We start from the raw sequence: 25,866 nt of genomic DNA on the forward strand, positions 1-25,866 counted from the left end.
GGTGATAAAATGGCTTCAGTTAAATTAAAGACGAATATAAATAGGTTGAATGGAAAGATTGAGATACCTGGAGATAAATCGATTTCCCATCGTTCGGTTATGTTTGGGGCCATCGCCCATGGCGAAACGACGGTGACCAATTTTCTCCCTGGGGAAGATTGTTTAAGTACGATTTCCTGCTTTAGAAAGCTCGGGGTGAGGATTGTGGAGGAAAATGGCCGGCTTCGCATCTTTGGGAAAGGCTTTGAAGGATTATCGGAACCAAGTGAAGTATTGGATGTTGGCAATTCCGGAACCACCATTCGATTACTGATGGGGATTTTGGCAGGAAGACCCTTTTTCTCAACCCTTGCTGGCGACCAATCCATCGCCAGAAGACCAATGACGAGAGTAACCGGACCATTAAAGCAAATGGGGGCGGTAATTGATGGAAGGAAGGACGGGGACTATACGCCAATAGCAATCCGCGGCGGTAATTTGAAGTCGATCCATTATCAGCTTCCTGTCGCCAGTGCCCAAGTCAAATCGGCTTTAATTTTGGCGGGGCTACAGGCTGAAGGGACTACGACCATTCAAGAACCTGCTGAAACAAGGGATCATACGGAAAGAATGATTCGTCAGTTCGGTGGTGAAATTCAAACAGACCAACGACTGATTACCGTCAAAGGAGGCCAACGCCTCAGAGCGGCAGAGGTTCATGTACCCGGAGATATCTCTTCGGCTGCTTTTTTCCTTGTGGCCGGGGCTGTGATTCCGGAGAGTGAAATTGTCTTAAAAAATGTCGGATTAAACCCAACAAGAACTGGTATCTTCGAGGTGCTGGAAAAAATGGGGGCAAATGTTCAAATTATATCAAATGATCCTGACTCCTTTGAACCCTCTGGTGATATAGTGGTTAAATCATCAAATTTGACCGGAACGATAATTGAAGGTGACTTAATTCCGAAACTTATTGACGAAATTCCCATCATCGCTCTTATGGCTACACAGGCTAAAGGAAAGACCATTATTAAAGATGCTGAAGAATTAAAGGTGAAAGAAACGAACCGAATTGACACTGTTGTCGAGGAACTGAGAAAATTGGGGGCCTCGATTGAAGCAACCGCAGATGGCATGATTATTTATGGACAAACTAAATTAACCGGTGGAACGGTTTCCAGCCACGGTGATCACCGCATTGGGATGATGCTGGCCATTGCTGCTCTCGTATGTGACGGGGAGGTAATTTTGGAAAATCCGGAGTCTATCTCGGTATCGTATCCGAATTTCTTTCTTCATTTACATCATTTAATCCAATAAGAGCCGCAATGCGGCTTTTTCTTTTTAAAAAAATCAGCTTCGTTGACATAGTTTTAGCCACTTCAGCATAGCTTGTCTTAAAAAGCAGAAAGGGTGGCAGGATGGCGTATATCATTGAAAAGGCCAATATCCTTAAGAGTAAACAACTGAAAACACAATCATTGTTGGTGGATGATGATAAAATATCAGCCATTATCACTCGTCCAAAGCAATATCGAATGATTAGGATGAATCTGGAGCCATTTATTATGACCCCATCTTTTGTTCTATTAAATTCAAACATTTCACCTCATGAATCCTTTCAAGTGCTAAAACAAACCATCATCGAGCAGTTCATCCAGAAGGGCTGCACAACATTATTTACTTATGTTACCGTTTCATTTGAAAATGAACTGCTTGACAAAGTGAATGAAATGAAATTAGCATTAATGAACAGTCCGATCGACTATATCATCGCGGTAAAAATCCCATTAAGCCTCGTTACCCCTTCGTTTATTAGAAAATGTAAGCAAGAAAAAATCCCGGCATTTTTTATTGAAGTGGACGATTATTCGAAGTTGACCAAAGTTCCCTGGGGGTGGATCAGGGAGGCATTGTTTCCGTACAATTGCCCTTTTATTCCGATTATTTCTTCGGCTAAAAAGAAGGAAGCAAGGGCCTTGTTGTCGAATTGGAACAATATAATGATAAAAGAGAAAATCCCGGCACTTTATCAGGAAATACCGGAAAACAGGCCGATTTCAACAGTTGTCTTAAATAAGATTGGCTTTTACCCACAAAGATCCAGCTTAATGAATGGAACCGAGTTAAGCTATAATTTATATATGAAAACAAGGGAAATCAAGAATGTTGATGAAGAGGAATTATTTTTTTATCATGGTGATAGACTTGTCATAACTGTACACAAGGGAAAAATTGTCCGTTGTTTAAAGGATGTTCGATATAAACCAGGGTATGGCGAACATATTATGATGCGAACTCCAGCTTTTTTTTCTTTGTAAATTTAGATAAAGAGGTAAACTAACTATGGATCGAGTCAATAAAATTTTAAATTTATTAGAAACCGGCCAACATAAAGAAGCCCTTGCTGAATATAATGATGTATTAAACAGCGGCAGTCATGAAGAGAAATTTCTGCTTGCAGAAGAATTGTTTCAGTACGGTTTCCTTGATGAAGCTAAGGGATTAATTGAGAAGTTGTTAACGGTATTCCCAGAGGAGGGGGAGCTCCTTATCTTATTAGCTGAGATTTTAGTCGAAGCAGGAGAAGAAGAGGAGGCCATTCTTGTTCTGGAAAAAATTTCAACGCAAGACGCTAATTTCGGACAATCATTATTAATTTTAGCCGATCTTTACCAAATGGAGGGTCTTTACGAGGTTTCCGAAAATAAGCTATTACAGGCAAAAGAATTATTACCTGATGAAATCATTATTGATTTTGCCCTGGCTGAGCTATACGGGGAACAAGGTGAAATCCTTAAGGCATTAAACGCTTATGAGACCGTATTAAAAGAAACAAACGAGCTTGCGGGGATCAATCTTAACAGTCGGATTGCAGAGCTGTTGAGTGCTTCAGGAAAGTTTGAAGAGGCATTAACTTATTATGATCAGGCATTAAATGATAAGTTGGAACTGAATACCTTGTTCGGCTATGCTTTTACGGCATTGCAGGCCGGCTATAATCGGACGGCAATCGAGAAGTTCGAAGAGCTTAAGGAGCTTGATCCTGAGTATCATTCACTGTATTTACCCCTGGCATCAGCCTATGAGCGGGAAGAGGAACTTGAAAATAGTTTAAAAACCATTCAAGAGGGAACCAAGCAGGACGAATTTAATAAAGAATTATTTTTTCAAGGCGGGAAGATTGCATTAAAATTAGGTAAGGAAGTGGAAGCGGAAATGTATTTCCGTGAATCGCTTGGCCTAGACCCGGGATTTATCGAAGCAGCTTTAACATTAAATAAGCTTTTTCTTAAACAGGAGAGATATGAGGAGATTGTCCAATTAATTTCGGAACTTGGCTTAATGGAAGAAGACGAACCGCAGCTTTTATGGGACTCCGCCTTGGCATACGAAGGATTAGAGGATTATTCACAAGCATTAGACAAATATGAAAGTGCATATACTTATTTTAAGAATAATGAAGCGTTTTTACTTGATTACGGATATTTTTTAATTGAGGAAGGAAAAAACGACCTTGCTGCCGAAATTTTTAGACAGCTAGTAAAGAAGGACCCGACTAATACGGAATATGTTGATGTACTCGAACGACTTACGGATAGAGAAGAATGATGTTGAATATGCAGAGGAGGGAAATGCCGATGACAACCCCTGTTTCTGTCAACGAGAAGAAAGATTTTATTCGCTGGTTTCTAAATCATTACCAATTAAAGAGAAGAGAATGTGTCTGGATTCTCAATTATTTAATGAGTCATGATCAGCTGATGGAAAAGGTTCATTTTGTGGAGCAGGCACAATATTGTCCCCGCGGCCTGATAATGTCAACACATTGTGTCGATAAGGTGCCATTTCGTTTTTACAAAGAAAATGTAATGACCACAGATGCGGAGAAATCTTTTCATGATATCCGGTTAAATCGGGATGAAGATATTTACATTCAGTTAAATTTTCATGCCTCTAACCAGGCCCATCAGTATGTAGCAGTGCTTGAGGAAAATCCATATGTTCCAAAACATTTGCAAGTAAATGAGAAGGACGGCAAGGCTGCTGAACAAATGTTAGAAAAGAGCATTGAACGGTTCCAGCGGGAAAAGCTGCTGCAATTAATTGATGAGGCTCTTGACCGTCAAGACCGCGAAGCCTTTCAAACTTTAACAGATAGATTAAAAAGATTACCACGGTCAGAATAGAAGGAAGTTTGCATTAAGCAGACTTTCTTTTTTCATTTTATGTTACAATTTGTTTAAATGTTTGAGGATTAATGGTACGATTGGGGTATTGAAGAAAAAGGTTGGTGTAAAAAATGAAATGGATATCTCAAGATGTTGAAACATACTTAACTGCCAAAGAGTATGTGGATACCGCTGTAGTGCCTTTATACCCGGTTTCGCTTGGGGAAGGGATGAAGCAATCAGCTGCTGCAGTAGAGTTTATCACATTATTAACTGCTTATTTAGAAAAACAATTTACCGGTAGAATTTTGTTGTTTCCGCCTTTTACATACCTTGATAGTGAACAATGGGATAACATTCTGTCAGATATACATAAATGGGAAGATAGTATAGTTGCCAGCGGCTTCAAACATATTTTCTATGTCACTTCCGATCTTGAATGGCGAAGCCGGGAGGATGAGTTAAATGGTACGCTCATTTGGCTTCCGTCGATCCCGCTGGAGCATATGAATGATTCACAGAAATTAACGATGATTGATAGTCAAGTAAAACAAATCATAACGATTTTTACCCAAAAGTGGCATAAAAATGATTAAAACGTTGTATATTAAAATTTTTTAAAATAGTATGATATTGACCTTGTTGAAAGATTGATATATCATTGTTATGTCCTAGTTTTACAAGTGTATAAAATTAGTCCGTGGACTTAACTTCATGAATGGAGGGGGGATAAGCATGAGTAAAGATCGCGTTTCAAGACGTCAGTTCTTGAGTTACACTCTAACGGGTGTAGGCGGATTTATGGCGGCAGGGATTTTAATGCCAATGGTTAGATTTGCTGTTGATCCTGTATTAAAAGCAGAAGCAGCGGGGGAGTTTGTTGCAACCAAACAAAAGGTAGCTGATTTAACTAATGAACCGGTTCGCGTTGACTTTACCTATAAGCAGAAAGATGCATGGTACGAGTCAGACGTAACAGAATCTGCTTGGGTTTACAAGGATGATGCAGGAAAAATTATCGCGTTGTCGCCAGTTTGTAAACATTTGGGATGTACAGTTAACTGGGGGTCTGATAAGGCACATCCGGATCAATTCTTCTGTCCATGTCACTATGGACGTTACACAAAAGATGGTACCAACGTTCCAGGTACACCGCCTTTGGCTCCATTGGACGTGTACCCATTTAAAGAAAAAGACGGTTATCTTTATTTAGGAAAAGCTAAACCACGGAAGGAGGCGTAATCATTGTTAAACAAACTTTACGATTGGGTAGATGAGCGTTTAGATATTACGCCTTTGTGGCGCGATATCGCGGATCATGAAGTACCAGAGCATGTTAACCCGGCGCACCATTTTTCCGCGTTTGTATATTGCTTTGGTGGAATGACATTCTTTGTCACGGTAATTCAGATTCTTTCCGGAATGTTTTTAACGATGTACTATGTACCGGATATTAAAAACGCCTGGGAATCCGTTTATTATCTGCAAAATGAAGTTGCATTTGGAAAAATCGTACGCGGAATGCATCACTGGGGAGCAAGTTTAGTACTTGTAATGATGTTTTTACATACACTGCGCGTATTCTTCCAAGGTGCTTATAAAAAGCCTCGTGAATTAAACTGGATTGTCGGAGTATTAATTTTCTTTGTTATGCTTGGATTAGGTTTTACTGGATATCTGCTGCCTTGGGATATGAAAGCGCTGTTTGCAACGAAAGTAGGCTTACAGATTGCTGAGTCCACTCCGTTCATTGGTTCGTACGTGAAAGTACTGCTAGCCGGTCATGAACATATTGTCGGGGCACAGACGTTAACCCGTTTCTTTGCGATTCACGTATTCTTCTTACCGGCAGTGTTGTTTGGATTGCTCGCAGCACACTTTATCATGATTCGGAAACAAGGTATTTCCGGACCACTATGATTCTTTTTAGACAGTAAATTAGTGATTTTTTCTAATTTTTATAGAAAAAGGAGGGGATTGCTCGATGCATCGCGGTAAAGGTTTAAAGTTTGTCGGTGACTCACGTATATTAGCACCTGAGGCAAGAGAAAAGAAACTTCCAAAAGATTACTCGGAATATCCAGGTAAGACAGAAGCCTTCTGGCCAAACTTCCTTTTGAAAGAATGGATGGTTGGAGCAGTATTCCTTGTCGGAATCTTATGTTTAACAGTTGCCCACCCGGCTCCGCTTGAAAGAATTGCGGACCCTACAGATACAAGCTATATCCCGTTGCCAGACTGGTATTTCTTATTCTTGTACCAATTGCTCAAATACAGCTATGCGTCTGGACCTTATACAGTTATTGGAGCCATAATTATTCCTGGACTTGTTTTTGGCGGCTTATTATTAGCTCCCTTTATCGACCGCGGGCCAGAACGCCGTCCAAGCAAGCGTCCTTTAGCGACTGGATTTATGTTGCTTGCCTTGGCAGCGATCACATTTTTAACCTGGCAATCGGTTGCTACACATGACTGGGCAGCTGCAGAGCGCCAAGGAAAAATTGTCGAAAAAGTTGATATTGATAAGACAAGCGAAGGATATCAAATCGCCAAAGCGAATACCTGTATTACTTGCCACGGCGACAGCTTACAAGGCGGACCAGCTGCACCTGCATTAACCAAAACAGGTTTATCTGCTGATGAAATTGCCAAAATTGCCAAAAATGGCTTTAAAACAATGCCTGCCGGAGTTTTCAAAGGAAGCGACGAAGAGTTGAAAAAACTCTCTGAATTCATTTCCGGACTTGGCAAGTAATCAATTGACTCTTCTAAAAGCTGACGAAGTTCGTCAGCTTTTTTAGCTACTAGGAAAGGATAAAATTTTTCCGAATTTACAAGGGATCGAGGTGTTCCTGTGCGCTGGATTTATCCTCTTTTGGCTAATCGGCCGTTGTTAATCGTATTGCTGATTATTAATATTGCTGGAACCGTCTACGGATATTATTGGTATGGGTGGCAGTTAAAGGAGACGTCAGCAATTTTCCTGCCATTTGTACCTGATAGTCCGACTGCCAGCCTCTTTTTTGTCTTCGTTCTGATTGCTTTTTTATTAAAAAGGAACTGGCCATTATTGGAGGCTTTAGCAATTGTGACTTTATTTAAATACGGCATTTGGGCTGTTGTGATGAATATTTTAGTATATTTTGTTCAGGACGAACTGGACCCGGTTGGGTTTATGCTAATATTCTCTCATTTTGCCATGGCTGTAGAAGGCGTTTTATTTGCCCCGTTTTACCGCTTTAAATGGTGGCACTTAATCATCACAGCCATTTGGACATTACATAATGATGTGATTGATTACGTTTTTTTCATGATGCCAAGGTATCATATGCTTGATCAATATATGCCACAAATCGGTTATTTTACTTTCTGGCTTTCCAATTTCTCGCTTGGGCTTGCTTATTTTGTAGCGCTTCGACCGTCACGCTTTAAACTGGAAATAAAATAGTCATACAGGAAGTAAAAATTGGTCTAACCTTGTCCACCCTTTCATACATTTTATTAGTAATGAAAGGGGGGACTGTTATGAAAGGAAAATGGCTTTATTTAGTTGCAATCATCTTAATGCTCACTCCCATAACAGTAATTGCTGAGGTACAAACACCAATGGAGAAATTGGATGATATTTCTGATGAAGCACTCCAAATGGTGAAGTATCATAGATATGGTGATGCCAAAAAATTACTTGATTACTTTTCCGACCAATTTACCAGCGTATCGGGCAAGGCGCAGCCGTTAACGATGGATGAGGTAAGAATTATTAACACTTCTCATGATGAAGCAATGGAAGCGGCCGTAAGCCCGACGATGAATCATGAAGAACGAATTAACAGGCTTACCAAATTCAGACTTGTTATTGATGCCATTGTTACAAGCCACCAACCGTTGTGGACGGAAATGGAAACCCAAATTATGACCGCGCTTACTGAGGCAAAAGTTGCTGCCGTTAATGGTGATCGTTCCCAATTTCATACAAGCTATAATACCTTCCTATCATTGTATAACATGATTTACCCAAGTATGAAAATCGATGTACCGGCAGAGAATATACAAAGATTAGATGCCCGCATCAAATATATTGATGAGTACCGTTCAGCTATTTTGACAAGCAAGGAAAAACAGACTGAATTGGAAAAGCTTGATACGGACATGAAAAATCTGTTTGCCAATATTGAAAACGATGAAGCCGATCCTTCATTATGGTGGGTGATTATTTCCACTGGCAGCATTATTATCATGACCTTGTCATATGTTGGCTGGAGAAAATACCAAGGGGAGAAAGAAATAAAGAAAAATGCTCGGGAAAAGCATAAAGATTGACGCATCTAATTAGCTTAACTACAATATTGTCTAAGAAGCTGGTTAGGAGTGTAAAATTATGTACCTATTATATTTTGCGATCATCGTATTAATTCCTCTATGGGCACAAATGAGAGTAAAAAGTACCTTTGCAAAATATTCACAGGTCCGATCCGCCTCTTATCGAAGCGGCGCTGAAGTAGCAAGAGAAATATTAAATGCCAATGGCTTGTATGATGTTGGTGTTGAAGAAGGGCGCGGGTTTTTAAGCGACCATTATGATCCGCGGTCGAAAACGGTTAGATTGTCACCAGAAAATTTCCATGGTCATTCAATTGCGGCAGCTGCAGTGGCAGCACATGAATGCGGACATGCAATTCAAGATTCACATGGATACGTTTTTTTACGTTTTCGCTCTGCATTAGTACCTGTAGCCAACTTTGGCTCCAATGTATCATGGATCTTAATTATGATCGGACTTTTAGCCGATGCCACAAATATGCTGTTACTTGGGATTATTTTTATGGCTGCAGCTGTTCTATTTCAAATCGTCACCCTCCCTGTTGAGTTTAACGCATCCAGCCGGGCAATGGATCAGGTAGTTTCCTTGGGGCTCATTTCTAACCGGGAAGAGCGTGAAGCCAGGAAAGTATTGAATGCTGCGGCGCTTACCTATGTCGCTGCTGCGGCGGTGGCGGTTCTTGAATTGTTAAGGCTTGTCCTCATATACACAGGCATGAATCGAAGCGATGATTAACAAGAAAAGCGCAAGCGCTGGACAATTAAAAGGCAATGTCGACGATCGACATTGCCTTTAGTGTTGGATTGGCATTTTGTTTTCATCAAGGGTGAAACCTTCGCCATGGACATCATGGACAACGGAGATCGATATAAAGGCATGCGGGTCAACGGAAGTAATGATATTTTTTAGCCTCATAATTTCATTTTTTGCGACAACACAATATAAAACGTCGGTTTCTTTTTTTGTATATGAACCGTAGCCTCTAAGTGCAGTTACACCACGGCCCATCTCTTCCATAATTTTTTCGGCGATTTGTTCGTTTTGCTTCGAAATAATCATTGCACCGCGGGCAGTATAGGCACCTTCCTGAATGAAATCTATCACTCGTGCGGCAACAAAGACGGCAACCAGCGTATACATTGCTTGTTTATATTTTAAGTAGGTAAACAATGAAAGTGTAATCACACAGGCATCGAATAGGAACATGGTTTTACCCATATTCCAGCCGAAATACTTCTGAACAAGTCTGGCAATAATATCGACGCCTCCAGTCGTACCGCCAAACCGAAAAATAATCCCTAAACCAATGCCGGCAAAGACTCCGGCAAATAAAGCAGCTAAGGTTAAGTCGTGCTGGAGCGGCATATTGATCGAATAGCGCTGGAAGATCCAAAGGAAAATAGAAACTCCTACAGTGCCAATAATGGTATATAAAAAGGTATTACGACCTAGAATCTTCCAGCCGATTAAAAACAGAGGAATATTTAACAGCAGGTTCGTATAGGACGGATCCCAGTGAAACAAGAAATATAGAATCAGCGTAATACCGGTGAAGCCGCCTTCGGCTAGTTTATTTTGCATATTAAAATTTACCAGACCAAAAGCCATAATGGCTGTGCCCAAAAAAATGAACAAAATACTTTTTAGCTTAAGTCCAAAGATCATGAAACATTCACCCCTCCCAAATTTTAAAAATTCTAGAATAAATCAAAGATAACGAATATAGTTTACCAAAATAATCTGCTGTGGAAAATGTCGTAATAGGTAAAATCATTTGTAAAACAGACTTAATTTAGCTAACATAAAAAATAGAAAATAAGCACCGCTGAATGTAGTAGTTAAGAATGGATAAAAGAGGGGTGAGATTAATTGGCAGCCGCAAAAACAATGAAAGACTTACAGAAAGAAGTTGATACATACATTAGTCAATTTAAAGAGGGATATTTTAGCCCACTTGCCATGCTTGCCAGATTGACCGAAGAACTTGGAGAACTCGCCAGAGAAGTCAACCATTATTATGGTGAAAAGCCAAAAAAGTCCAGTGAAACGGAAAAAGCGATGGAGGAAGAGCTTGGAGATTTATTATTTGTACTTATTTGTTTTGCTAATTCATTACATATTGATTTGGAAACCGCCCACGATTATGTCATGAATAAATTTAATACAAGGGATAAAAACCGCTGGACAAGAATTGAGCAAGAATGATTGGAGTGAAGAAGATGAATCCAATAAAAATAATTATTGCCGGACCTCGTGGTCGAATGGGGCGCGAGGCAGTAAACCTGGTAACAAATACAGAGCATTTTGAACTCACAGCTGTTTTAGATCATAAATTTGATGGGATGATGTTAAGTGATTTGGAAGGATTTCAATCCATTGCCAATGTCCCCATCTATACAGATATTGACATCTGCCTGCAAAAGATTGAGGCAGATGTCCTAATTGATTTAACGACACCTGAAGCCGGGCCGCACCATGTTAGAACAGCATTAAACTATAATGTTCGTCCGGTAGTTGGGACAACAGGGTTTTCAAAAGAAGAATTACAAGAGTTTGAAGAGCTTTGTAAACAAAAGGAATTAGGCTGTATCATTGCTCCCAACTTTGCCATTGGCGCTGTCCTTATGATGAAATTTTCCCAACTGGCAGCAAAATATTTCCAGGATGTAGAAATTGTTGAAATGCACCATGACAAAAAGCTTGATGCTCCTTCAGGAACCGCAGTTAAAACGGCTGAAATGATTGCTGCTGTTAGAGAGGCAAAAAAACAGGGGCATCCCAATGAAAAGGAAACCATCCAAGGTGCGCGCGGAGCGGAATACGATGGAATGCATATTCATTCGGTAAGGCTGCCGGGACTAATTGCCCATCAACAAGTCATGTTTGGTTCAGATGGGCAATCACTAACGATTCGCCATGACTCCTTTAACCGTGCATCCTTTATGTCCGGCGTTAAAGTTGCGGTGGAAACCGTCATGAAGCATAATGGCTTTGTTTATGGATTAGAAAATATTTTAGATTAGGAGCTATACTCATGAATATTGCTTTAATCGCCCATGACCGTAAAAAGAATGATTTAGTTCAGTTCGTTACCGCATACCAGCAAATTTTTGCCAAGCATAACCTATTTGCAACGGGAACCACAGGCTTAAGAATTAGTGAGGCTACCGGTTTATCAATTACCCGTTACCAATCCGGCCCGCTTGGCGGCGATCAGGAAATCGGCGCGATGATTGCCAAGAATCAAATGGATGCCGTTTTCTTTTTTCGTGATCCGTTAACGGCCCAACCGCATGAACCGGACGTCTCAGCACTCATTCGTCTTTGCGATGTTTATTCGGTACCGCTGGCTACAAATATGGGCAGTGCTGAGCTGTTAATCAGAGGCATGGATAAGGGCCTGATGGATTGGAGAAAAATCGCCAGAGAGAATGGTGAGGCAGATGGAAGATAGCTCATTACATATTTTAGCGTTTGGGGCCCATCCAGATGATGTGGAAATTGGTATGGGCGGAACGATAGCCAAATTAACAAACGAAGGAAAGCGGGCCGGGATTTGTGATTTAACCGATGCTGATCTTTCCTCAAATGGAAATGTACGCTTAAGGAAAGAAGAGGCTGCAAAAGCCGCCGAGATATTGGGGCTTTGTTTCCGAACATCACTAGGTTTTCCTGATCGCGGCCTATTATTAAAAGAAGCTTATATAAATGAAATCGCCAAAATGATTCGAATACACAAGCCTAAAATTGTGTTTGCACCCTATTACCAAGACCGGCACCCTGACCATGGGAATTGTACTCGCCTGGTTGAGGAGGCCGTATTTTCAGCCGGTATCAAAAAATATCAGACAGAAGGGTGTAATGAGCCTCACAAGGTTGAGAGAGTCTATTTTTATATGATTAATGGCTTTCACCAGCCTGATTTTATCGTAGATATTTCCGCATTTATCGATACAAAGCTTGCAGCGCTTAGGGCTTATCAAAGTCAGTTTGAAATGACAAAAGAGAGTTTTAATACCCCGCTTGTCAATGGATACATTGAAACGGTAGAGGCAAGGGAAAGAATGTTTGGACAATTAGTGAATGTAACTTATGCTGAAGGCTTCAAAACGAAAGTACCCCTTCTTTTGAAGCGTGATTTGTTAGGAGAATAAAGAATGAGGAAATTAAAGATTGGCATTACCTGTTACCCCACCGTTGGGGGTTCAGGTGTTGTCGCAACAGAATTAGGAAAAATGCTTGCTGAAAAAGGCCATGAAATTCACTTTATTTCATCAAGCATCCCCTTCCGTCTCAACAAGATTTATCATAATATTTATTACCATCAGGTTGAAGTAAATCAATACTCTGTTTTTCAGTACCCGCCTTATGATATTGCCTTAGCAAGCAAAATGGCGGAGGTAATTAATCGGGAAAAATTGGATGTGCTTCATGTGCATTATGCCATGCCTCATGCAGTATGTGCAATCCTGGCCAAACAAATGGCGGGCCGAGATGTTAAAATCGTAACCACGTTGCACGGCACCGATATCTCGGTGTTAGGCCATGACCCTTCATTAACCGATGCCATTAAATTCGGAATTGAGAAATCAGATGCTGTAACTGCCGTCTCCAATGCCTTAGTCAATCAGACATATGAGCTCATTAATCCCGATAAACAAATTGAAACAGTCTATAATTTTATTGATGATCGTGTTTATCGGAAAACCGACGCTCAGCATTTAAAGTCGGAATTTGGCATAAAAGAGAATGAGAAAGTGATCATTCATGTTTCCAATTTTCGCGCAGTAAAACGTGTCCAGGATGTTGTCAAAACATTTGCGAAAATCTCCAGCATTATGCCGGCGAAATTACTGCTTGTTGGTGATGGACCGGAGATGACGGTTATTTGCAAGCTGGTCAGACAACTTGCTTTGGAAGACCAAGTAATTTTTCTCGGTAAACAAGAAAACCTTGAGGAGTTGTACTCGATTAGTGATTTAATGTTACTATTATCACAAAAAGAAAGCTTTGGTCTTGTCCTTTTAGAGGCGATGGCCTGTGGCGTTCCATGTATTGGAACGAATATCGGCGGCATCCCGGAGGTAATTCAAGATGGCGAGACGGGATTTATATGCGAACTTGGAAATATTTCGGATATTGCAAATAAAGCGATTTCCTTATTAGAAGATTCACAACTCCATCAACAATTTTCCCATCAATCGATCAAATTGGCAGAGACAAAGTTTAAGTCGGAAGCAATTGTACAACAATACGAGGAATTATATTTTCGATTACTAAATTAGGTGAAAAATATGAAAGAACCCTTTTTATCAGCGATACCTGTATTAAAGCGGCTAGAGGATGCGGGCTACGAGGCTTTTTTTGTCGGCGGCTCCGTCCGAGATTATTTACTTCACAAACAAATTAGTGACGTCGATATTGCCACTTCGGCAACACCCGACGAGGTAAAAACAATTTTCTCAAAGACGGTTGACATTGGGATTGAGCATGGGACCGTTCTGGTTTTATATGGTCAGAAATCCTATGAGGTAACCACCTTTAGATCAGAAGGAGAATATCAGGATTTTCGCAGACCAAAACAGGTTTCCTTTATCCGCAGTTTAACTGAAGATCTTAAGCGCAGGGATTTTACGATAAACGCAATGGCAATGGATCGAACGGGAAAATTAATTGATCCGTACCAAGGACAATTGGCGATAAAAGAAAAACGAATCCAAACAGTTGGCCAAGCCAGAGACCGCTTCAGCGAGGATGCCCTAAGAATGATGAGAGCGGTCCGTTTTGTCAGTCAGCTCTCTTTTCATATCGCTGAAAATACAATGGCGGCATTAAAAGAACTTGCCCCCTTGTTGGAAAAAATTGCTGTCGAGCGAAAAAAAACCGAGTTTGAAAAAATGTTAGTTGGTGAAAATTGGAAAGAGGCAATTGCGATTATGCTGGAAACCAATCTCTTTGCTTTTTTACCGGGGTTACAAAACCGTAAACAGCAGCTTGCCACAATGATGAACTATGATTGCGCCGGCTTTAAGAAAACTGAAATGTGGTCTTTGCTTGTTTACTGTTTACAGTTAAGTGAACATGTAACTGAACCCTTTTTAAGGGATTGGCGGCTTTCTATTAAAGAAATAAACGATATAAAGCGAATTTTAGGTTATTTGAAAAAGAGACTGCAACAGGAATGGTCGGTTTTTGATTTGTATAAGGCCGGAAGTGCTGCCGTGATAGAATCTGTTGAAAAGTTGTATCTCGCCATCAGCGGGCAAAACGAAAAAAATACGATTCCCCCATTGCTTGATTACTATCAGAGCCTTCCGATAAAAGACAGCAAGGATCTCGCAGTAACAGGAAATGACTTAATGGAATGGTTTCAAGCTAGCGGGGGCCCTTGGATAAAAGAACAGCTGGTATCAATTGAAAAGGCGATTCTAGCCGGGAAAGTTGTAAATGAAAAACGAAAGATTAAGGAGTGGCTGATGGCATGCAGTCAGAATTAAGAAAACAACTGCTTGATGCCTTCACGAATGCCGGTGAGTCTTATTTATCGGGACAACGTTTAGCCGAGCTTGTCGGCTGTTCCAGGACGGCAGTATGGAAGCATATTGAGGAATTAAGAAAAGAAGGCTTTGAATTAGAGGCAGTTAGAAAAAAGGGTTATCGGATCGTCAAAACACCGGAAAAGTTAACGGCTGATGAAATAATGCTCGGACTAACGACTTGTTTTATTGGAAAAAATATCCATTATGAAGAAAGCGTAGAATCAACACAAAAGATTGCTCATCAACTGGCAGCAAAAAACGTTCCCGAGGGGACGGTTGTCATTGCTGACGAACAAAGGTCCGGTAGAGGAAGAATGAATCGAAACTGGCATTCGCCAAAATATACCGGGATTTGGATGAGTCTTATTCTTAGGCCGAATATCCCCCTTTCAAAGGCACCGCAATTAACCCTTTTAACAGCAGTTGCCATCGTCCAGGCAATTGAAGAAATAACCGGGATTACGGCGGAAATCAAATGGCCCAACGATGTTTTGATTCAGGGAAGGAAAATCACCGGGATCTTAACCGAATTACAAGCGGAAGCCGATCGGATTCATTCAATCATCATCGGGATTGGCATTAATGTTAATCAGAAGAAAGAGGACTTTCCAAGAGAACTTCAAGAAAAGGCCAGCTCTCTTTTGATTGAAAAAGGGACTCCAGTTTCCCGGGCAGAAATGATCAGAAGTATTTTTAAGCACTTTGAAAAATTATACCTGCTCTATTTAGATAAAGGGTTTTTCCCAATTAAATTATTATGGGAAAGCTATGCAATCAGTATTGGAAAAATTCTTAAAGCGAGAACTTTAACAGAAGTGATCGAAGGAAAGGCTTTGGGAATTACCGAAGAGGGTGTATTAAAAATAGAAGATGCGTCCGGGACGATTCATCATGTTTACTCGGCTGATATTGAACTTTAATCATGCACATTATTCTTGCATGCTACTTGTATTTTTTGTACAATTTTCTTGGGCAGTATCTTTTTGAGAACTGCACCTGCTTTGCTCATACAAAACTAATTTAAAGGTTCTGCCTAGATCCGTTAATCGGACCGGGACAGAGGGATGGAACAAATAAAAGAGTACAGGATCCTTCTGCCTTCAGAAGGATTTTTTTGTCTAGCTCCAGCGCCTATCCCCTCGAGGTCAAATAACCTTCGACCTAAAAAGTCGAAAAGCAGACTTTTAAGGTCGAAGAACATTTGCTTGTCGGGGATGACCGAGGCGCTTGCGCTTTTCTAATTGTCGTCTCTTCTAGTCGTTTTATCACCTCTCCCAATAGAACAGGAGGGAAAAGATGAAGCAAACAACAGATTTTCTGAAAATGAAGGAAATGGATGAAAGGATTGTCATGGTGACGGCCTACGATTTTCCGTCTGCCAAGCAAGCAGAGCAGGCAGGAGTGGACGTCATTCTCGTTGGCGATTCTCTAGGGATGGTGGTTTTAGGCTACAATTCTACCGTGTCCGTAACACTTGAGGACATGATTCATCATGCCAAGGCGGTAAAACGGGGGGCAAAGGACACGTTTATTGTCGTCGATATGCCGTTTCTCAGTTATCATTTATCAATTAGAGATACGTTGATCAACGCTGGAAGAATCATTCAAGAAACAGGAGCACATGCCGTTAAGTTGGAAGGGGCAGATGAGGTCATTGAAAAAATTGCTGCTTTAACAAAGGCAGGAATCCCTGTATGTTCTCATTTAGGGTTAACACCGCAATCTGTTGGTGTTTTGGGCGGCTATAAAGTTCAAGGAAAAGACGTACAGGCAGCAAAAAAATTAATCGAAGATGCAAAAAAATGTGAAGCTGCCGGAGCGTTTGCCCTTGTGTTGGAATGTGTGCCAAAACAACTTGCCGCTGAGGTGGCAAAATCTCTTTCCATTCCCGTGATAGGTATTGGTGCAGGAATGAATGTCGATGGGCAAGTCCTTGTATATCATGATATTTTAGGCTACGGAGTGGAACGGGTGCCGAAGTTTGTAAAACAATATCACTCCGTCCATCCAATTATGGTTGAGTCAATTGAAGCCTATGCTCGTGATGTGAGAAATAAGCAATTTCCTGAAGATAAACATTCTTTTACGATGAAGGAACAGGAATTAAAGGCCCTTTACGGAGGTTTGGAATGAAAGTCATCACAACGATCAAAGAAATGCAGGCAGAAATGGGCTTACAAAGGCAAACCGGCAAAACGGTAGGGTTTGTACCGACAATGGGGTACCTCCACGAAGGACACTTGTCATTAATAAAGCATGCCCGTAAGGAAAATGATCTCGTCGTATTAAGCATTTTTGTCAATCCCATTCAATTTGGTCCAAACGAGGATTATGCCACATATCCACGTGATTTTGAGCGGGATCGTGCCTTGGCTGAAGGTGAAAATGTTGATTATCTGTTTTATCCGTCAGTTGAGGAAATGTACCCTCATAACCTATCGGTTAAAGCAGTTGTATTGGAACGGACCTCGGTTTTATGCGGCAGATCCCGTCCCGGGCATTTTGATGGTGTTGCAACCGTAATAACCAAGTTATTTCATATTGTGATGCCGACAAGGGCCTATTTTGGCAAAAAGGATGCCCAGCAGGTAGCGGTTATTGAGGGGCTAATTGCTGATTTTAATTTTCCCGTTGAACTGGTTGCTGTAGATATTGTCCGTGAAGAGGATGGACTTGCCAAAAGCTCACGAAATGTTCGCCTCCTCCCTGAGGAAAGACAGCAGGCACCACTGCTTTACAAAAGTTTAACGACAGCAAAATCACTGATAGAACAGGGAGAAAAAGATCCGGCAACGATCGTGAATGCTGTCAAGGAAATGATTATCAGCCGAACAAACGGGACCATAGATTACGTTGAAATTTATTCCTATCCTGAGCTTGAACCGTTGGAAACATTGACAGGACGATTCATCCTTGCATTGGCGGTCAAATTTTCCCACGTTCGGTTAATAGATAATCTCATTATGGAAATCGATTGAATATAGGAGGACCAAACCAATGTTTCGCACCATGATGAATGGGAAAATCCATCGCGCTACTGTTACCGAAGCCAATTTAAACTATGTGGGCAGTATTACAATTGATCAAGATATACTGGATGCTGTTGGCATGCTGGCGAATGAAAAAGTACAAATTGTCAACAATAACAATGGTGCCCGGCTTGAAACATACATCATTCCCGGGGAAAGAGGAAGCGGGATTATTTGTTTAAATGGAGCTGCAGCCCGCCTTGTGCAGCCTGGTGACATAATCATTATTATCTCGTATGTAATCTTGCCTGAGGAAAAAGCTGCGGCTCATCAACCAAAAGTGGCAATTATGGATGAACATAACCGCATTAAGGAACTATTAACTGGCGAACCAGCCCTTACGATCATGTAATATCCCGATGTTTCGGGGTATTTTTTTTAAGACGTTGAAACTTTGGTTAAACAGAGTGTGTTTTCTTTTTAGTCTTTTTATGATACCGTTTAAGGAACGAAGTCTTGGGGTGTAAATGAAATGTTTAATAAATTTGTCGTAATTGATTTGGAAACAACTGGGAATATTCCTAAAAAAGGTGATAAAATTATTCAATTTGCTGCCGTAGTAATCGAAAATGGAATGATTACGGAACAATACTCGTCATTGATTAATCCCCAAAAAGCGATCCCGGTTTTCATTGAAGAACTAACTGGAATTAATGACGAAATGGTCATAAATGCTCCCATTTTTTCGGAAATTGCTCCGAAAGTCATCTCCTTATTAGATGGTGCTTATTTTGTTGCTCATAATGTTTTATTTGATCTTTCCTTTCTTCAAGAGGAATTAATTAATGCTAATTATGAAGGCTTTTATGGACCTGTATTGGATACGGTAGAATTGGCTCGAATATTGTATCCAACAGCAGACGGATATAAGCTGTCAGACTTGGCTGAACAAGAGAACCTAAGGCATGATCGCCCGCATCAGGCCGATAGTGATGCGGAAGTAACGGCCGAACTTCTACTGATTTTTCTAAACCGGTTGATGACTCTGCCTCGCCACACACTTAAGCAGCTTGTTCCGCTGGCTGGGGGGTTAAAAAGTGATTTGCAGCAGCTGCTCGATGAAATGTTGGATCCTCTTGAAGGCACGGAGATAACTTTACCGCAACATATAGAGATTTTTAAAGGAATCGCCCTAAAAAAGACATCGCCACAACCAGATTTTCCAGTTGCCTCCAGGAATACATCATATCCCGAAAATGACGAGGATAAGATAAACATCCTTCACAAAGGTTTCAAATCGTTTGAGAAGCGAATTGGTCAATTTCAAATGATGGACGCCGTTTACAATGCCTTTTTAACTGATCGGCATTTATTGATTGAGGCCGGCACTGGAGTAGGAAAATCCCTTGGATATCTTTTACCCGCTGCTTATTTTTCGCAGCAGTGTAAGCGACCAATTGTTATCAGTACTTTCACCATTCCATTGCAAGAGCAGCTGTTAAGAAAGGAAATCCCTTTCCTTAACAAGCTTTTACCTTTTAACATTCAGGCTGCCTTGCTCAAAGGCAGAAGCCATTATCTAAACTTGGAGAAATTCCACCAAACATTATTGGATGAAAATGATAACTATGATACAACCTTGACAAAAATGCAAATTCTCGTCTGGTTGACAGAGACAGAGACAGGGGATAAGGATGAATTAAATTTATCAAGCGGAGGGCAACTATTTTGGGACAAAGTAAGGAATGGACAGGCAGTCTATGAAACAAATTCAGATTGGCTAGAAAAAGATTTCTTCTTAAAGGCTAAAAGAGATGCTGCAACGGCCGATCTCATTATTACAAACCATTCCTTGTTGTTAAGTGATATGACCGGAAAAGGACCCAGTTTGCCGCGATATGACTATGCTATTATTGACGAAGGACATCATCTTGAAAAATCAGCAACACAATTTTTGGGAGCATCGTTAGATTATTTAAGTATTCGATTATTCATTGGGAAATTCGGAACCTACGACCAATCACAGCTTTTTTATCAGATGGAAGAGATTGTGAACCGGCTGGCTGCTGATAAGGAAATAGCTGTTGTTCCCCCCTTTGAACTTAATCAACTGGTGTTGGATTTAATGTATGAAATCGATGAATTCTTTAAGCTGCTTGTTTTATATGCCAATACGAGACTTGCCGCTGGACAGCGTTTGTATCGTGCCAAAGTCCCTTATTTCCGCTTCAACAATGAAAAGGAAGGAAAGGCAGTATCTCATAGTGCTGAAAGAATTGCCTTTTTACTAAAGGATCTCGAGCAGGCGATTAAGGAGCGGCTTGAATGGATTATATCTGAGGGTATGGTCCTAACCAGTACGCAATTAAATAAACTTGAAGAAATCCAGTTATTTTTAACAGAATTGGCGGATCTTAGAGAAACAGTTGTGGCTTGTTTTTTAAGCGAATCCAATCATGTCAAGTGGATTGAAATCGACAGTCGTTCGCCGCAAAATATTACTACTTTTATCGCTCAGCCGGCAACAGTCGCTGATAAGTTAAAGGAGAACTTGTTCAACGCTAAGAAAGCGGTTATTGTTACCTCTGCTTCCTTAACCGTTAATCACTCGTTTCAATACATACTAAAAGGACTTGGCTTGGACCCTGTTTTAACTGAAACAGTTTTGATTCCGTCTCCATTTGATTATAAGAAACAAGTGCAACTATTAATTCCGGAAGATTTGCCGGAAATCAACACAGTCACGTTGGATGAGTTTGTCATCTCTTTAGCGGAACAGATTATTTCGATTGCTGAAGCAGCCAGAGGAAGAATGTTAATTCTTTTTACCTCCTATGACATGCTTAAAAAGACATATGAATTAATCAAAGAGAGCGGCTTTTTAGACGACTATGTTCTAATGGCCCAAGGGATCTCAAGTGGCAGCCCGGCTAGATTGACGAGGAATTTTAAACGTTATGATAAGGCGATACTGCTTGGAACGAACAGCTTTTGGGAGGGAATTGATATACCCGGGGAGGACTTATCCTGCCTATGTATTGTCAGGCTTCCATTTAGTTCACCGGAAGAGCCGTTAACCGAGGCGAAGAGCAAATTAATATTGGAACGGGGCGGCAATCCGTTTATAGAGTATGCTCTTCCAGAAGCAGTGCTCCGTTTTAAACAAGGATTTGGCCGCTTAATTCGCACAGAAAACGATAAAGGGATTATTGTCGTGTTTGATAAAAGAATCATTACGACAAAGTATGGCAACAGTTTTTTTGAATCGATTCCACCTGTATCGGTACGAAAAGGACCTGTGAATGAGTTAGTACAGATTATCCATACGTGGATCTGATAAAAAATGGAAAAATGCACATCCTATTATGGTATAGGAGGTGCCCTGATGAAATTCCTGTTCATCGTTTTAAGCGTCTTTCTTTCATTCTCATCGAATGTAACGGCAGCTTCACCCGTTTCAAATCAAATAGAAAAGATAAACGTAAATGTCAGGGACCATGAAATGGCTGTTTCCTTTTTAGGATTATCTGAGGGGGAAGCAACTCTTATCCAAGGCCCTAACGATAACAATATATTGGTAAATACCGGCGGCAATGGGACAAGGTCTGAATTGGAAGATTGGTTAAACCGCTATAATGTCGATAAGCTGAATACCTTAATTCTGACGAACGATTTTACCAAGGTTTCTTACAAGCTGATCAATGAACTGATTTCCGAATATAAAATTGAAGAAATTATTGCAACAACGAAACTGGCAGACCAATTGGCAAAAAACTTAACGACAAAAATGACCATTACCAATTGGCAGGAAGGAAGCAAAACCAAGGTTCTTCCTGAGGCAACTGCTACTGTTCAATATGCAGGGGTTAAACCGCAAGAAGGTTTAGATTTTATGCTGGAGTTTTTTAACCACCGCATCTTCCTCATGACCTCCTGCAGCGAACGGGCGGAGCAAGTACTGTTGAAGAAAAATGTGAAGGATGTTCATGTTTTTAAGCTGCCCAAGTATACCAAAGAAAGTCCGATTTCTGAGACGTTAATCCATTATCTGAATCCCCAAATATCGGTGCTGTTTGCTGCTGCAGAATACGGTCCCAATCCTGACGTGCTATATGATTTAAATGATACGTGGTCAGAGATTTACTATACAAAGCGGCACGGCACGATTACGATCAAGTTTACGGAAACGAAATTTGAGGTTATTACAATCCCGGTTACCGCTGAGGAATAACTCCAGAATTTTTGAAAAAATTCTCCTAAAACAGGCTTGATTTAGCTTATTATTGTGGTAACCTATTATAATAATGAAGTAGATGACTATATAAAGAAGTGATGGAAAGTGAAAAAGTGGATCATTTCAATACCGATTGTTCTTGTCTTAATATTTGTTGCCGGTTTTTTTAAGGTGTATTATAGTTCAATGGAACCGGTTAAGGCAGCTGAAAGAAAATCCCTTAAGCTTGCAGGGGAAGAAATAAGCAAAGTAGATGACTTTCATATTTATAATGGTCAAGAACAGGTAAATGTGCTTGAAGGGAGAAACAAACAGGGTAAAAAAATAATTGTTTGGATTCCTGAAAAAAGTAAACAGGTCATTGTAAAGCAAGCGAAAGATGGCATTTCAAAAGAGGAAGCCATTCAAAAACTGATGCAAGAAAAGAATCCTAAAAAAATTATCTCAGTCCGCCTAGGAATGGAAAAAAATATTCCTTTATGGGAAATTTATTACCGTTCTCAAAATAACCTGATAAATTATTACTATATTGATTTTGAAACAGGGAAATGGCTGAAAAAAATTGAAAATTTATAGCAGCGATGGAGATTGGAGGAAAAAGAAATGGTGTTGGGATTAGCTAACAGGGTATTGTCACTTACACCGTCATCGACATTGGCAATCACCGCTAAAGCAAAAGAATTAAAAGAACAAGGGGAAGATGTGATTGGTTTAGGGGCTGGAGAACCTGACTTTAACACGCCACAGCACATTCTGGACGCAGCTGTTGAATCGATGAACGAGGGTTTTACCAAATATACCCCATCAGCGGGTCTACCTGCGCTCAAGCAGGCTATTATCAGGAAGTTGGAGACTGATCAAGGGATAGCCTATCAACCGAATGAAATCATTGTTGGTAATGGCGCCAAGCATGTGTTATATACTTTGTTTCAAGTACTGCTAAATGACGGAGATGAAGTCATTATTCCAACCCCATACTGGGTCAGTTACCCTGAACAAGTTAAATTGGCAGGTGGGGTGCCCGTCTTCATTGAGGGCAAAGAAGAAAATCAATTTAAAATTACAGCGGAACAATTGGAACAAGCAATAACAGACAAAACAAAGGCTGTTATTATTAATTCACCAAGCAATCCGACAGGGGTCATATATACAGAAGGAGAGCTTCGAGAATTAGGAAGAGTCTGCTTGAAAAAGGATATCCTTATTGTTTCCGATGAAATCTATGAAAAGCTTATTTATGGTGGTGCCAAGCATGTCTCGATTGCCCAACTTTCTCCGGAACTAAAAGGGCAAACGATTATTATTAACGGGGTTTCCAAGTCGCATTCGATGACAGGATGGAGAATTGGTTATGCTGCTGGCAACGAAACAATTATTAAAGCGATGACGAACCTGGCCAGCCATAGTACATCTAATCCGACAACTACGGCTCAATATGCTGCAATTGCGGCCTATAATGGCCCTCAGGAGCCGGTCGAGGAAATGCGCAAGGCATTTGAGCAACGATTGGAAATTATTTATAATAAATTAACGTCTATCCCAGGTTTTACCTGCGTAAAGCCGCAAGGAGCGTTTTATCTCTTCCCAAATGTCAAGTCAGCTGCAGAAATGGCTGGTTATCAAAATGTCGATGATTTTGCAGCCGCCTTGCTGGTTGAGGCAAAGGTAGCTGTCATTCCGGGTTCAGGTTTTGGGACACCAGACAATATCCGCCTGTCTTATGCAACATCACTTGACCTGTTAGAGAAAGCTATTGCCAGAATAAAGGAATTTGTGGAAGCAAAGAGTCATGCAAAATAATCTACAGCCTGCGGAATGCAGGCTGTTTGTTTTCCTTTTCCAAAGCTGGATGCCCTTCGGGTCTTACTGGGAGTAATCGTTCATGATATACTGATTAAGAGGTGTCCAAACATGAAATCAAATATTCTAGCATGGCTGGAGGAGGGGAATATTACCGTCCCTAGTCTATTATTTTCGGAATATCGAAAGCTTAATTTGAATGAAACGGAACTTGTTCTCCTATTGAATATTTTAACTTTTTTAGAAAGAGGAAATTATTTTCCGACACCGGAAGAGCTGTCAGCAAGAATGACCATTTCCACTGCGGATTGTCATGAAATGCTTAGACGATTAATGCAAAGGGGATTCCTTGAAATTATTGAGCAATACTCGAATGAGGGCATCCGCTTTGAAAAATACTCGATTAAACCTCTGTGGGAAAGACTTGTCGAGCAGTTTTTAGTGAACCACCAGAGTGGCCTGCAGGAAGCAACCAGGAAAACTGAAGAAATGGATCTATATACTTGTTTTGAGAAGGAATTTGGCCGGCCGCTTTCCCCATTTGAATGTGAATCACTAGCTATGTGGATGGATGATGATCATCATGACCCGATTATCATTAAAGCTGCATTGAGAGAGGCTGTGATGTCGGGAAAACTTAATTTCCGCTATATTGACAGAATCCTGTTTGAATGGAAGAAAAACGGGATTAAAACGATAGAGCAAGCGAAAAATCAGGGGCGGAAATTTCGCCAAAAACAGCTGCAAAAAAGTAATCCCAAGGAAGAAGCCCACAATCCTTCCGTTCCATTTTATAATTGGTTAGAGAATTAACGGGGGTGAACAAGTTGCTGAATAATAGCCAAATCCGATTTTGTTTAGACCAAATAGGCGAAATGTTTCCTAATGCACATTGTGAATTACATCATTCCAATCCTTTTGAATTGATTATCGCTGTTTCCTTGTCAGCACAATGTACCGATGCTTTAGTAAACAAGGTAACAAAAGAGCTATTTAAAAAATATAAAACCCCGGAAGACTATTTAAACGTATCCTTAGAAGAATTACAAAACGATATCCGCTCGATTGGACTTTACCGCAATAAGGCGAAAAATATCCAGAGTCTGTGCCGGATGCTTCTGAATGAATATGGCGGCAAGCTTCCAATGGACAGGGATGAGCTGACCAAGCTTCCTGGGGTTGGACGGAAAACAGCCAATGTGGTTGTGTCGGTAGCCTTTAATATTCCGGCAATTGCCGTCGATACACATGTTGAACGGGTGAGCAAGCGGCTGGGAATTTGCCGCTGGAAGGACTCGGTTCTGGAAGTAGAGAAGACATTAATGAAAAAAATCCCTAAAGAGGAGTGGTCTGTTTCCCATCACCGCCTTATCTTTTTCGGCAGATATCATTGTAAAGCACAAAATCCGAAGTGTGAAAGCTGCCCATTATTAGAATTATGCCGCGAGGGGAAAAAGAGAATGAAAGGAAAGACGGTTATCAATGGATCAGTTAAATAGTACTGTTACCGCGATCCTCGAAGAATGGAAGATAACCAAGCCAAAACTGGAGGAACTATTTCGAAAACGTGATCAAAAAAGTGCGAAGCAGTTCATGGAAAAAGGTATTTTTTTGTTCAAACAATTTTTATTTATAACTAATGACCTGCCTGTTTCTATCGAACAGACGATACCTTACCAGCAATTAACCTATAAACCGGTAAATCTTGAAGAAAGATTGGAATTTATTGGTTCTCGTCCTCATTTACATCATGCTTACCGCCAGTTAGCTGAACTAATGGTGGAACTGGAAAAAATGTATGTAAAAAAACAACTCCAAAAAAATCGTCCAGCTAAATAAGCTAGACGATTTT

29 protein-coding genes are annotated in these 25,866 nt (G+C 40.6%); 28 read left to right on the forward strand and 1 reads right to left on the reverse strand.

Features of this window, described 5'->3' with window-relative positions; translation table 11 throughout:
- The first annotated feature begins 9 nt into the window (after nucleotides 1–9).
- The 11 genes from aroA to JK635_RS18435 all read left to right on the forward strand — a co-directional run bounded on the left by aroA (nucleotide 10) and on the right by JK635_RS18435 (nucleotide 9,207).
- Entirely contained in the window at nucleotides 10–1,299 is a 1,290-nt protein-coding gene (gene aroA, locus JK635_RS18385) for a 3-phosphoshikimate 1-carboxyvinyltransferase (protein ID WP_202655397.1), read from the forward strand.
- Between the two features lie 101 nt (nucleotides 1,300–1,400).
- Nucleotides 1,401–2,300, forward strand: a complete 900-nt coding sequence (locus JK635_RS18390) for a hypothetical protein (protein ID WP_202655398.1) — start codon at nucleotides 1,401–1,403, stop codon at nucleotides 2,298–2,300.
- A 25-nt stretch (nucleotides 2,301–2,325) separates the two neighbouring features.
- Nucleotides 2,326–3,591, forward strand: coding sequence for a tetratricopeptide repeat protein (locus JK635_RS18395; protein WP_202655399.1), 1,266 nt, complete (start codon nucleotides 2,326–2,328; stop codon nucleotides 3,589–3,591).
- A gap of 29 nt (nucleotides 3,592–3,620) precedes the next feature.
- On the forward strand, nucleotides 3,621–4,169 hold the full coding sequence (locus JK635_RS18400) for a ReoY family proteolytic degradation factor (protein WP_202655400.1): 549 nt from the start codon (nucleotides 3,621–3,623) through the stop codon (nucleotides 4,167–4,169).
- Between the two features lie 113 nt (nucleotides 4,170–4,282).
- Entirely contained in the window at nucleotides 4,283–4,747 is a 465-nt protein-coding gene (locus JK635_RS18405) for a YpiF family protein (RefSeq protein WP_202655401.1), read from the forward strand.
- Nucleotides 4,748–4,886: 139 nt separating this feature from the next.
- Complete coding sequence (locus JK635_RS18410; RefSeq protein ID WP_306792967.1) at nucleotides 4,887–5,393, forward strand: QcrA and Rieske domain-containing protein; 507 nt, start codon at nucleotides 4,887–4,889, stop codon at nucleotides 5,391–5,393.
- Nucleotides 5,394–5,396: 3 nt separating this feature from the next.
- Nucleotides 5,397–6,071, forward strand: coding sequence for a menaquinol-cytochrome c reductase cytochrome b subunit (gene qcrB / locus JK635_RS18415; protein WP_202655402.1), 675 nt, complete (start codon nucleotides 5,397–5,399; stop codon nucleotides 6,069–6,071).
- Nucleotides 6,072–6,135: 64 nt separating this feature from the next.
- On the forward strand, nucleotides 6,136–6,906 hold the full coding sequence (locus JK635_RS18420; RefSeq protein ID WP_202655403.1) for a menaquinol-cytochrome c reductase cytochrome b/c subunit: 771 nt from the start codon (nucleotides 6,136–6,138) through the stop codon (nucleotides 6,904–6,906).
- A gap of 99 nt (nucleotides 6,907–7,005) precedes the next feature.
- Nucleotides 7,006–7,599 carry a lipoprotein heptaprenylglyceryl N-acetyltransferase LhaT gene (lhaT, locus tag JK635_RS18425; RefSeq protein ID WP_202655404.1) on the forward strand — a complete coding sequence of 198 codons (594 nt, stop codon included), beginning with the start codon at nucleotides 7,006–7,008 and terminating at the stop codon, nucleotides 7,597–7,599.
- A gap of 77 nt (nucleotides 7,600–7,676) precedes the next feature.
- On the forward strand, nucleotides 7,677–8,471 hold the full coding sequence (ypjB, locus tag JK635_RS18430; protein WP_202655405.1) for a sporulation protein YpjB: 795 nt from the start codon (nucleotides 7,677–7,679) through the stop codon (nucleotides 8,469–8,471).
- A gap of 58 nt (nucleotides 8,472–8,529) precedes the next feature.
- Nucleotides 8,530–9,207, forward strand: coding sequence for a zinc metallopeptidase (locus JK635_RS18435; RefSeq protein WP_202655406.1), 678 nt, complete (start codon nucleotides 8,530–8,532; stop codon nucleotides 9,205–9,207).
- Nucleotides 9,208–9,264: 57 nt separating this feature from the next.
- Here JK635_RS18435 and JK635_RS18440 read toward each other — a convergent pair whose 3' ends face one another.
- Nucleotides 9,265–10,137: a YitT family protein gene (locus tag JK635_RS18440; RefSeq protein ID WP_202655407.1), complete on the reverse strand. Its 873-nt coding sequence runs from the start codon at nucleotides 10,135–10,137 to the stop codon at nucleotides 9,265–9,267.
- 222 nt (nucleotides 10,138–10,359) lie between these two features.
- On the opposite strand from JK635_RS18440, the gene JK635_RS18445 reads away from it, so the two are divergent.
- The 17 genes from JK635_RS18445 (at nucleotide 10,360) to JK635_RS18525 (ending at nucleotide 25,853) form a co-directional block, all read left to right on the forward strand.
- Nucleotides 10,360–10,677, forward strand: coding sequence for a nucleotide pyrophosphohydrolase (locus JK635_RS18445; protein ID WP_202655447.1), 318 nt, complete (start codon nucleotides 10,360–10,362; stop codon nucleotides 10,675–10,677).
- A 14-nt stretch (nucleotides 10,678–10,691) separates the two neighbouring features.
- Nucleotides 10,692–11,495: a 4-hydroxy-tetrahydrodipicolinate reductase gene (dapB, locus tag JK635_RS18450; protein ID WP_202655408.1), complete on the forward strand. Its 804-nt coding sequence runs from the start codon at nucleotides 10,692–10,694 to the stop codon at nucleotides 11,493–11,495.
- Between the two features lie 11 nt (nucleotides 11,496–11,506).
- Nucleotides 11,507–11,926, forward strand: coding sequence for a methylglyoxal synthase (mgsA, locus tag JK635_RS18455; protein ID WP_202655409.1), 420 nt, complete (start codon nucleotides 11,507–11,509; stop codon nucleotides 11,924–11,926).
- Nucleotides 11,916–12,626, forward strand: a complete 711-nt coding sequence (bshB1, locus tag JK635_RS18460; protein ID WP_202655410.1) for a bacillithiol biosynthesis deacetylase BshB1 — start codon at nucleotides 11,916–11,918, stop codon at nucleotides 12,624–12,626. Before mgsA ends, bshB1 begins: the two co-directional genes overlap by 11 nt.
- A 3-nt stretch (nucleotides 12,627–12,629) precedes the next feature.
- Nucleotides 12,630–13,757, forward strand: coding sequence for an N-acetyl-alpha-D-glucosaminyl L-malate synthase BshA (gene bshA, locus JK635_RS18465; protein WP_202655411.1), 1,128 nt, complete (start codon nucleotides 12,630–12,632; stop codon nucleotides 13,755–13,757).
- Nucleotides 13,758–13,766: 9 nt separating this feature from the next.
- Nucleotides 13,767–14,969, forward strand: a complete 1,203-nt coding sequence (locus JK635_RS18470; protein WP_202655412.1) for a CCA tRNA nucleotidyltransferase — start codon at nucleotides 13,767–13,769, stop codon at nucleotides 14,967–14,969.
- A complete protein-coding gene (locus JK635_RS18475; protein WP_202655413.1) occupies nucleotides 14,954–15,931 on the forward strand; it encodes a biotin--[acetyl-CoA-carboxylase] ligase in 978 nt (325 codons plus the stop codon). The genes JK635_RS18470 and JK635_RS18475 overlap by 16 nt, the downstream gene beginning before the upstream one ends.
- A gap of 376 nt (nucleotides 15,932–16,307) precedes the next feature.
- The gene (gene panB, locus JK635_RS18480) at nucleotides 16,308–17,144 is read left to right on the forward strand and encodes a 3-methyl-2-oxobutanoate hydroxymethyltransferase (RefSeq protein ID WP_202655414.1); all 837 of its coding nucleotides are present in this window, start codon (nucleotides 16,308–16,310) and stop codon (nucleotides 17,142–17,144) included.
- Nucleotides 17,141–17,989 carry a pantoate--beta-alanine ligase gene (gene panC / locus JK635_RS18485; RefSeq protein WP_202655415.1) on the forward strand — a complete coding sequence of 283 codons (849 nt, stop codon included), beginning with the start codon at nucleotides 17,141–17,143 and terminating at the stop codon, nucleotides 17,987–17,989. Before panB ends, panC begins: the two co-directional genes overlap by 4 nt.
- Nucleotides 17,990–18,008: 19 nt before the next feature.
- A complete protein-coding gene (panD, locus tag JK635_RS18490; RefSeq protein ID WP_202655416.1) occupies nucleotides 18,009–18,392 on the forward strand; it encodes an aspartate 1-decarboxylase in 384 nt (127 codons plus the stop codon).
- Between the two features lie 120 nt (nucleotides 18,393–18,512).
- A complete protein-coding gene (gene dinG, locus JK635_RS18495) occupies nucleotides 18,513–21,317 on the forward strand; it encodes an ATP-dependent DNA helicase DinG (RefSeq protein ID WP_202655417.1) in 2,805 nt (934 codons plus the stop codon).
- Between the two features lie 48 nt (nucleotides 21,318–21,365).
- On the forward strand, nucleotides 21,366–22,211 hold the full coding sequence (locus JK635_RS18500) for a ComEC/Rec2 family competence protein (RefSeq protein WP_202655418.1): 846 nt from the start codon (nucleotides 21,366–21,368) through the stop codon (nucleotides 22,209–22,211).
- A 108-nt stretch (nucleotides 22,212–22,319) separates the two neighbouring features.
- Nucleotides 22,320–22,790, forward strand: coding sequence for a cell wall elongation regulator TseB-like domain-containing protein (locus JK635_RS18505; protein WP_202655419.1), 471 nt, complete (start codon nucleotides 22,320–22,322; stop codon nucleotides 22,788–22,790).
- Nucleotides 22,791–22,817: 27 nt separating this feature from the next.
- Nucleotides 22,818–24,014, forward strand: a complete 1,197-nt coding sequence (locus JK635_RS18510; protein ID WP_374049118.1) for a pyridoxal phosphate-dependent aminotransferase — start codon at nucleotides 22,818–22,820, stop codon at nucleotides 24,012–24,014.
- Nucleotides 24,015–24,125: 111 nt separating this feature from the next.
- Complete coding sequence (locus JK635_RS18515; RefSeq protein ID WP_202655420.1) at nucleotides 24,126–24,827, forward strand: DnaD domain-containing protein; 702 nt, start codon at nucleotides 24,126–24,128, stop codon at nucleotides 24,825–24,827.
- 14 nt (nucleotides 24,828–24,841) lie between these two features.
- Nucleotides 24,842–25,513, forward strand: coding sequence for an endonuclease III (gene nth, locus JK635_RS18520; RefSeq protein ID WP_202655421.1), 672 nt, complete (start codon nucleotides 24,842–24,844; stop codon nucleotides 25,511–25,513).
- Nucleotides 25,497–25,853, forward strand: a complete 357-nt coding sequence (locus tag JK635_RS18525) for a YpoC family protein (RefSeq protein ID WP_202655422.1) — start codon at nucleotides 25,497–25,499, stop codon at nucleotides 25,851–25,853. Before nth ends, JK635_RS18525 begins: the two co-directional genes overlap by 17 nt.
- Nucleotides 25,854–25,866 lie beyond the last annotated feature (13 nt).

This window comes from Neobacillus paridis (assembly GCF_016765675.1).
Taxonomy (GTDB): domain Bacteria; phylum Bacillota; class Bacilli; order Bacillales; family Cytobacillaceae; genus Neobacillus; species Neobacillus paridis.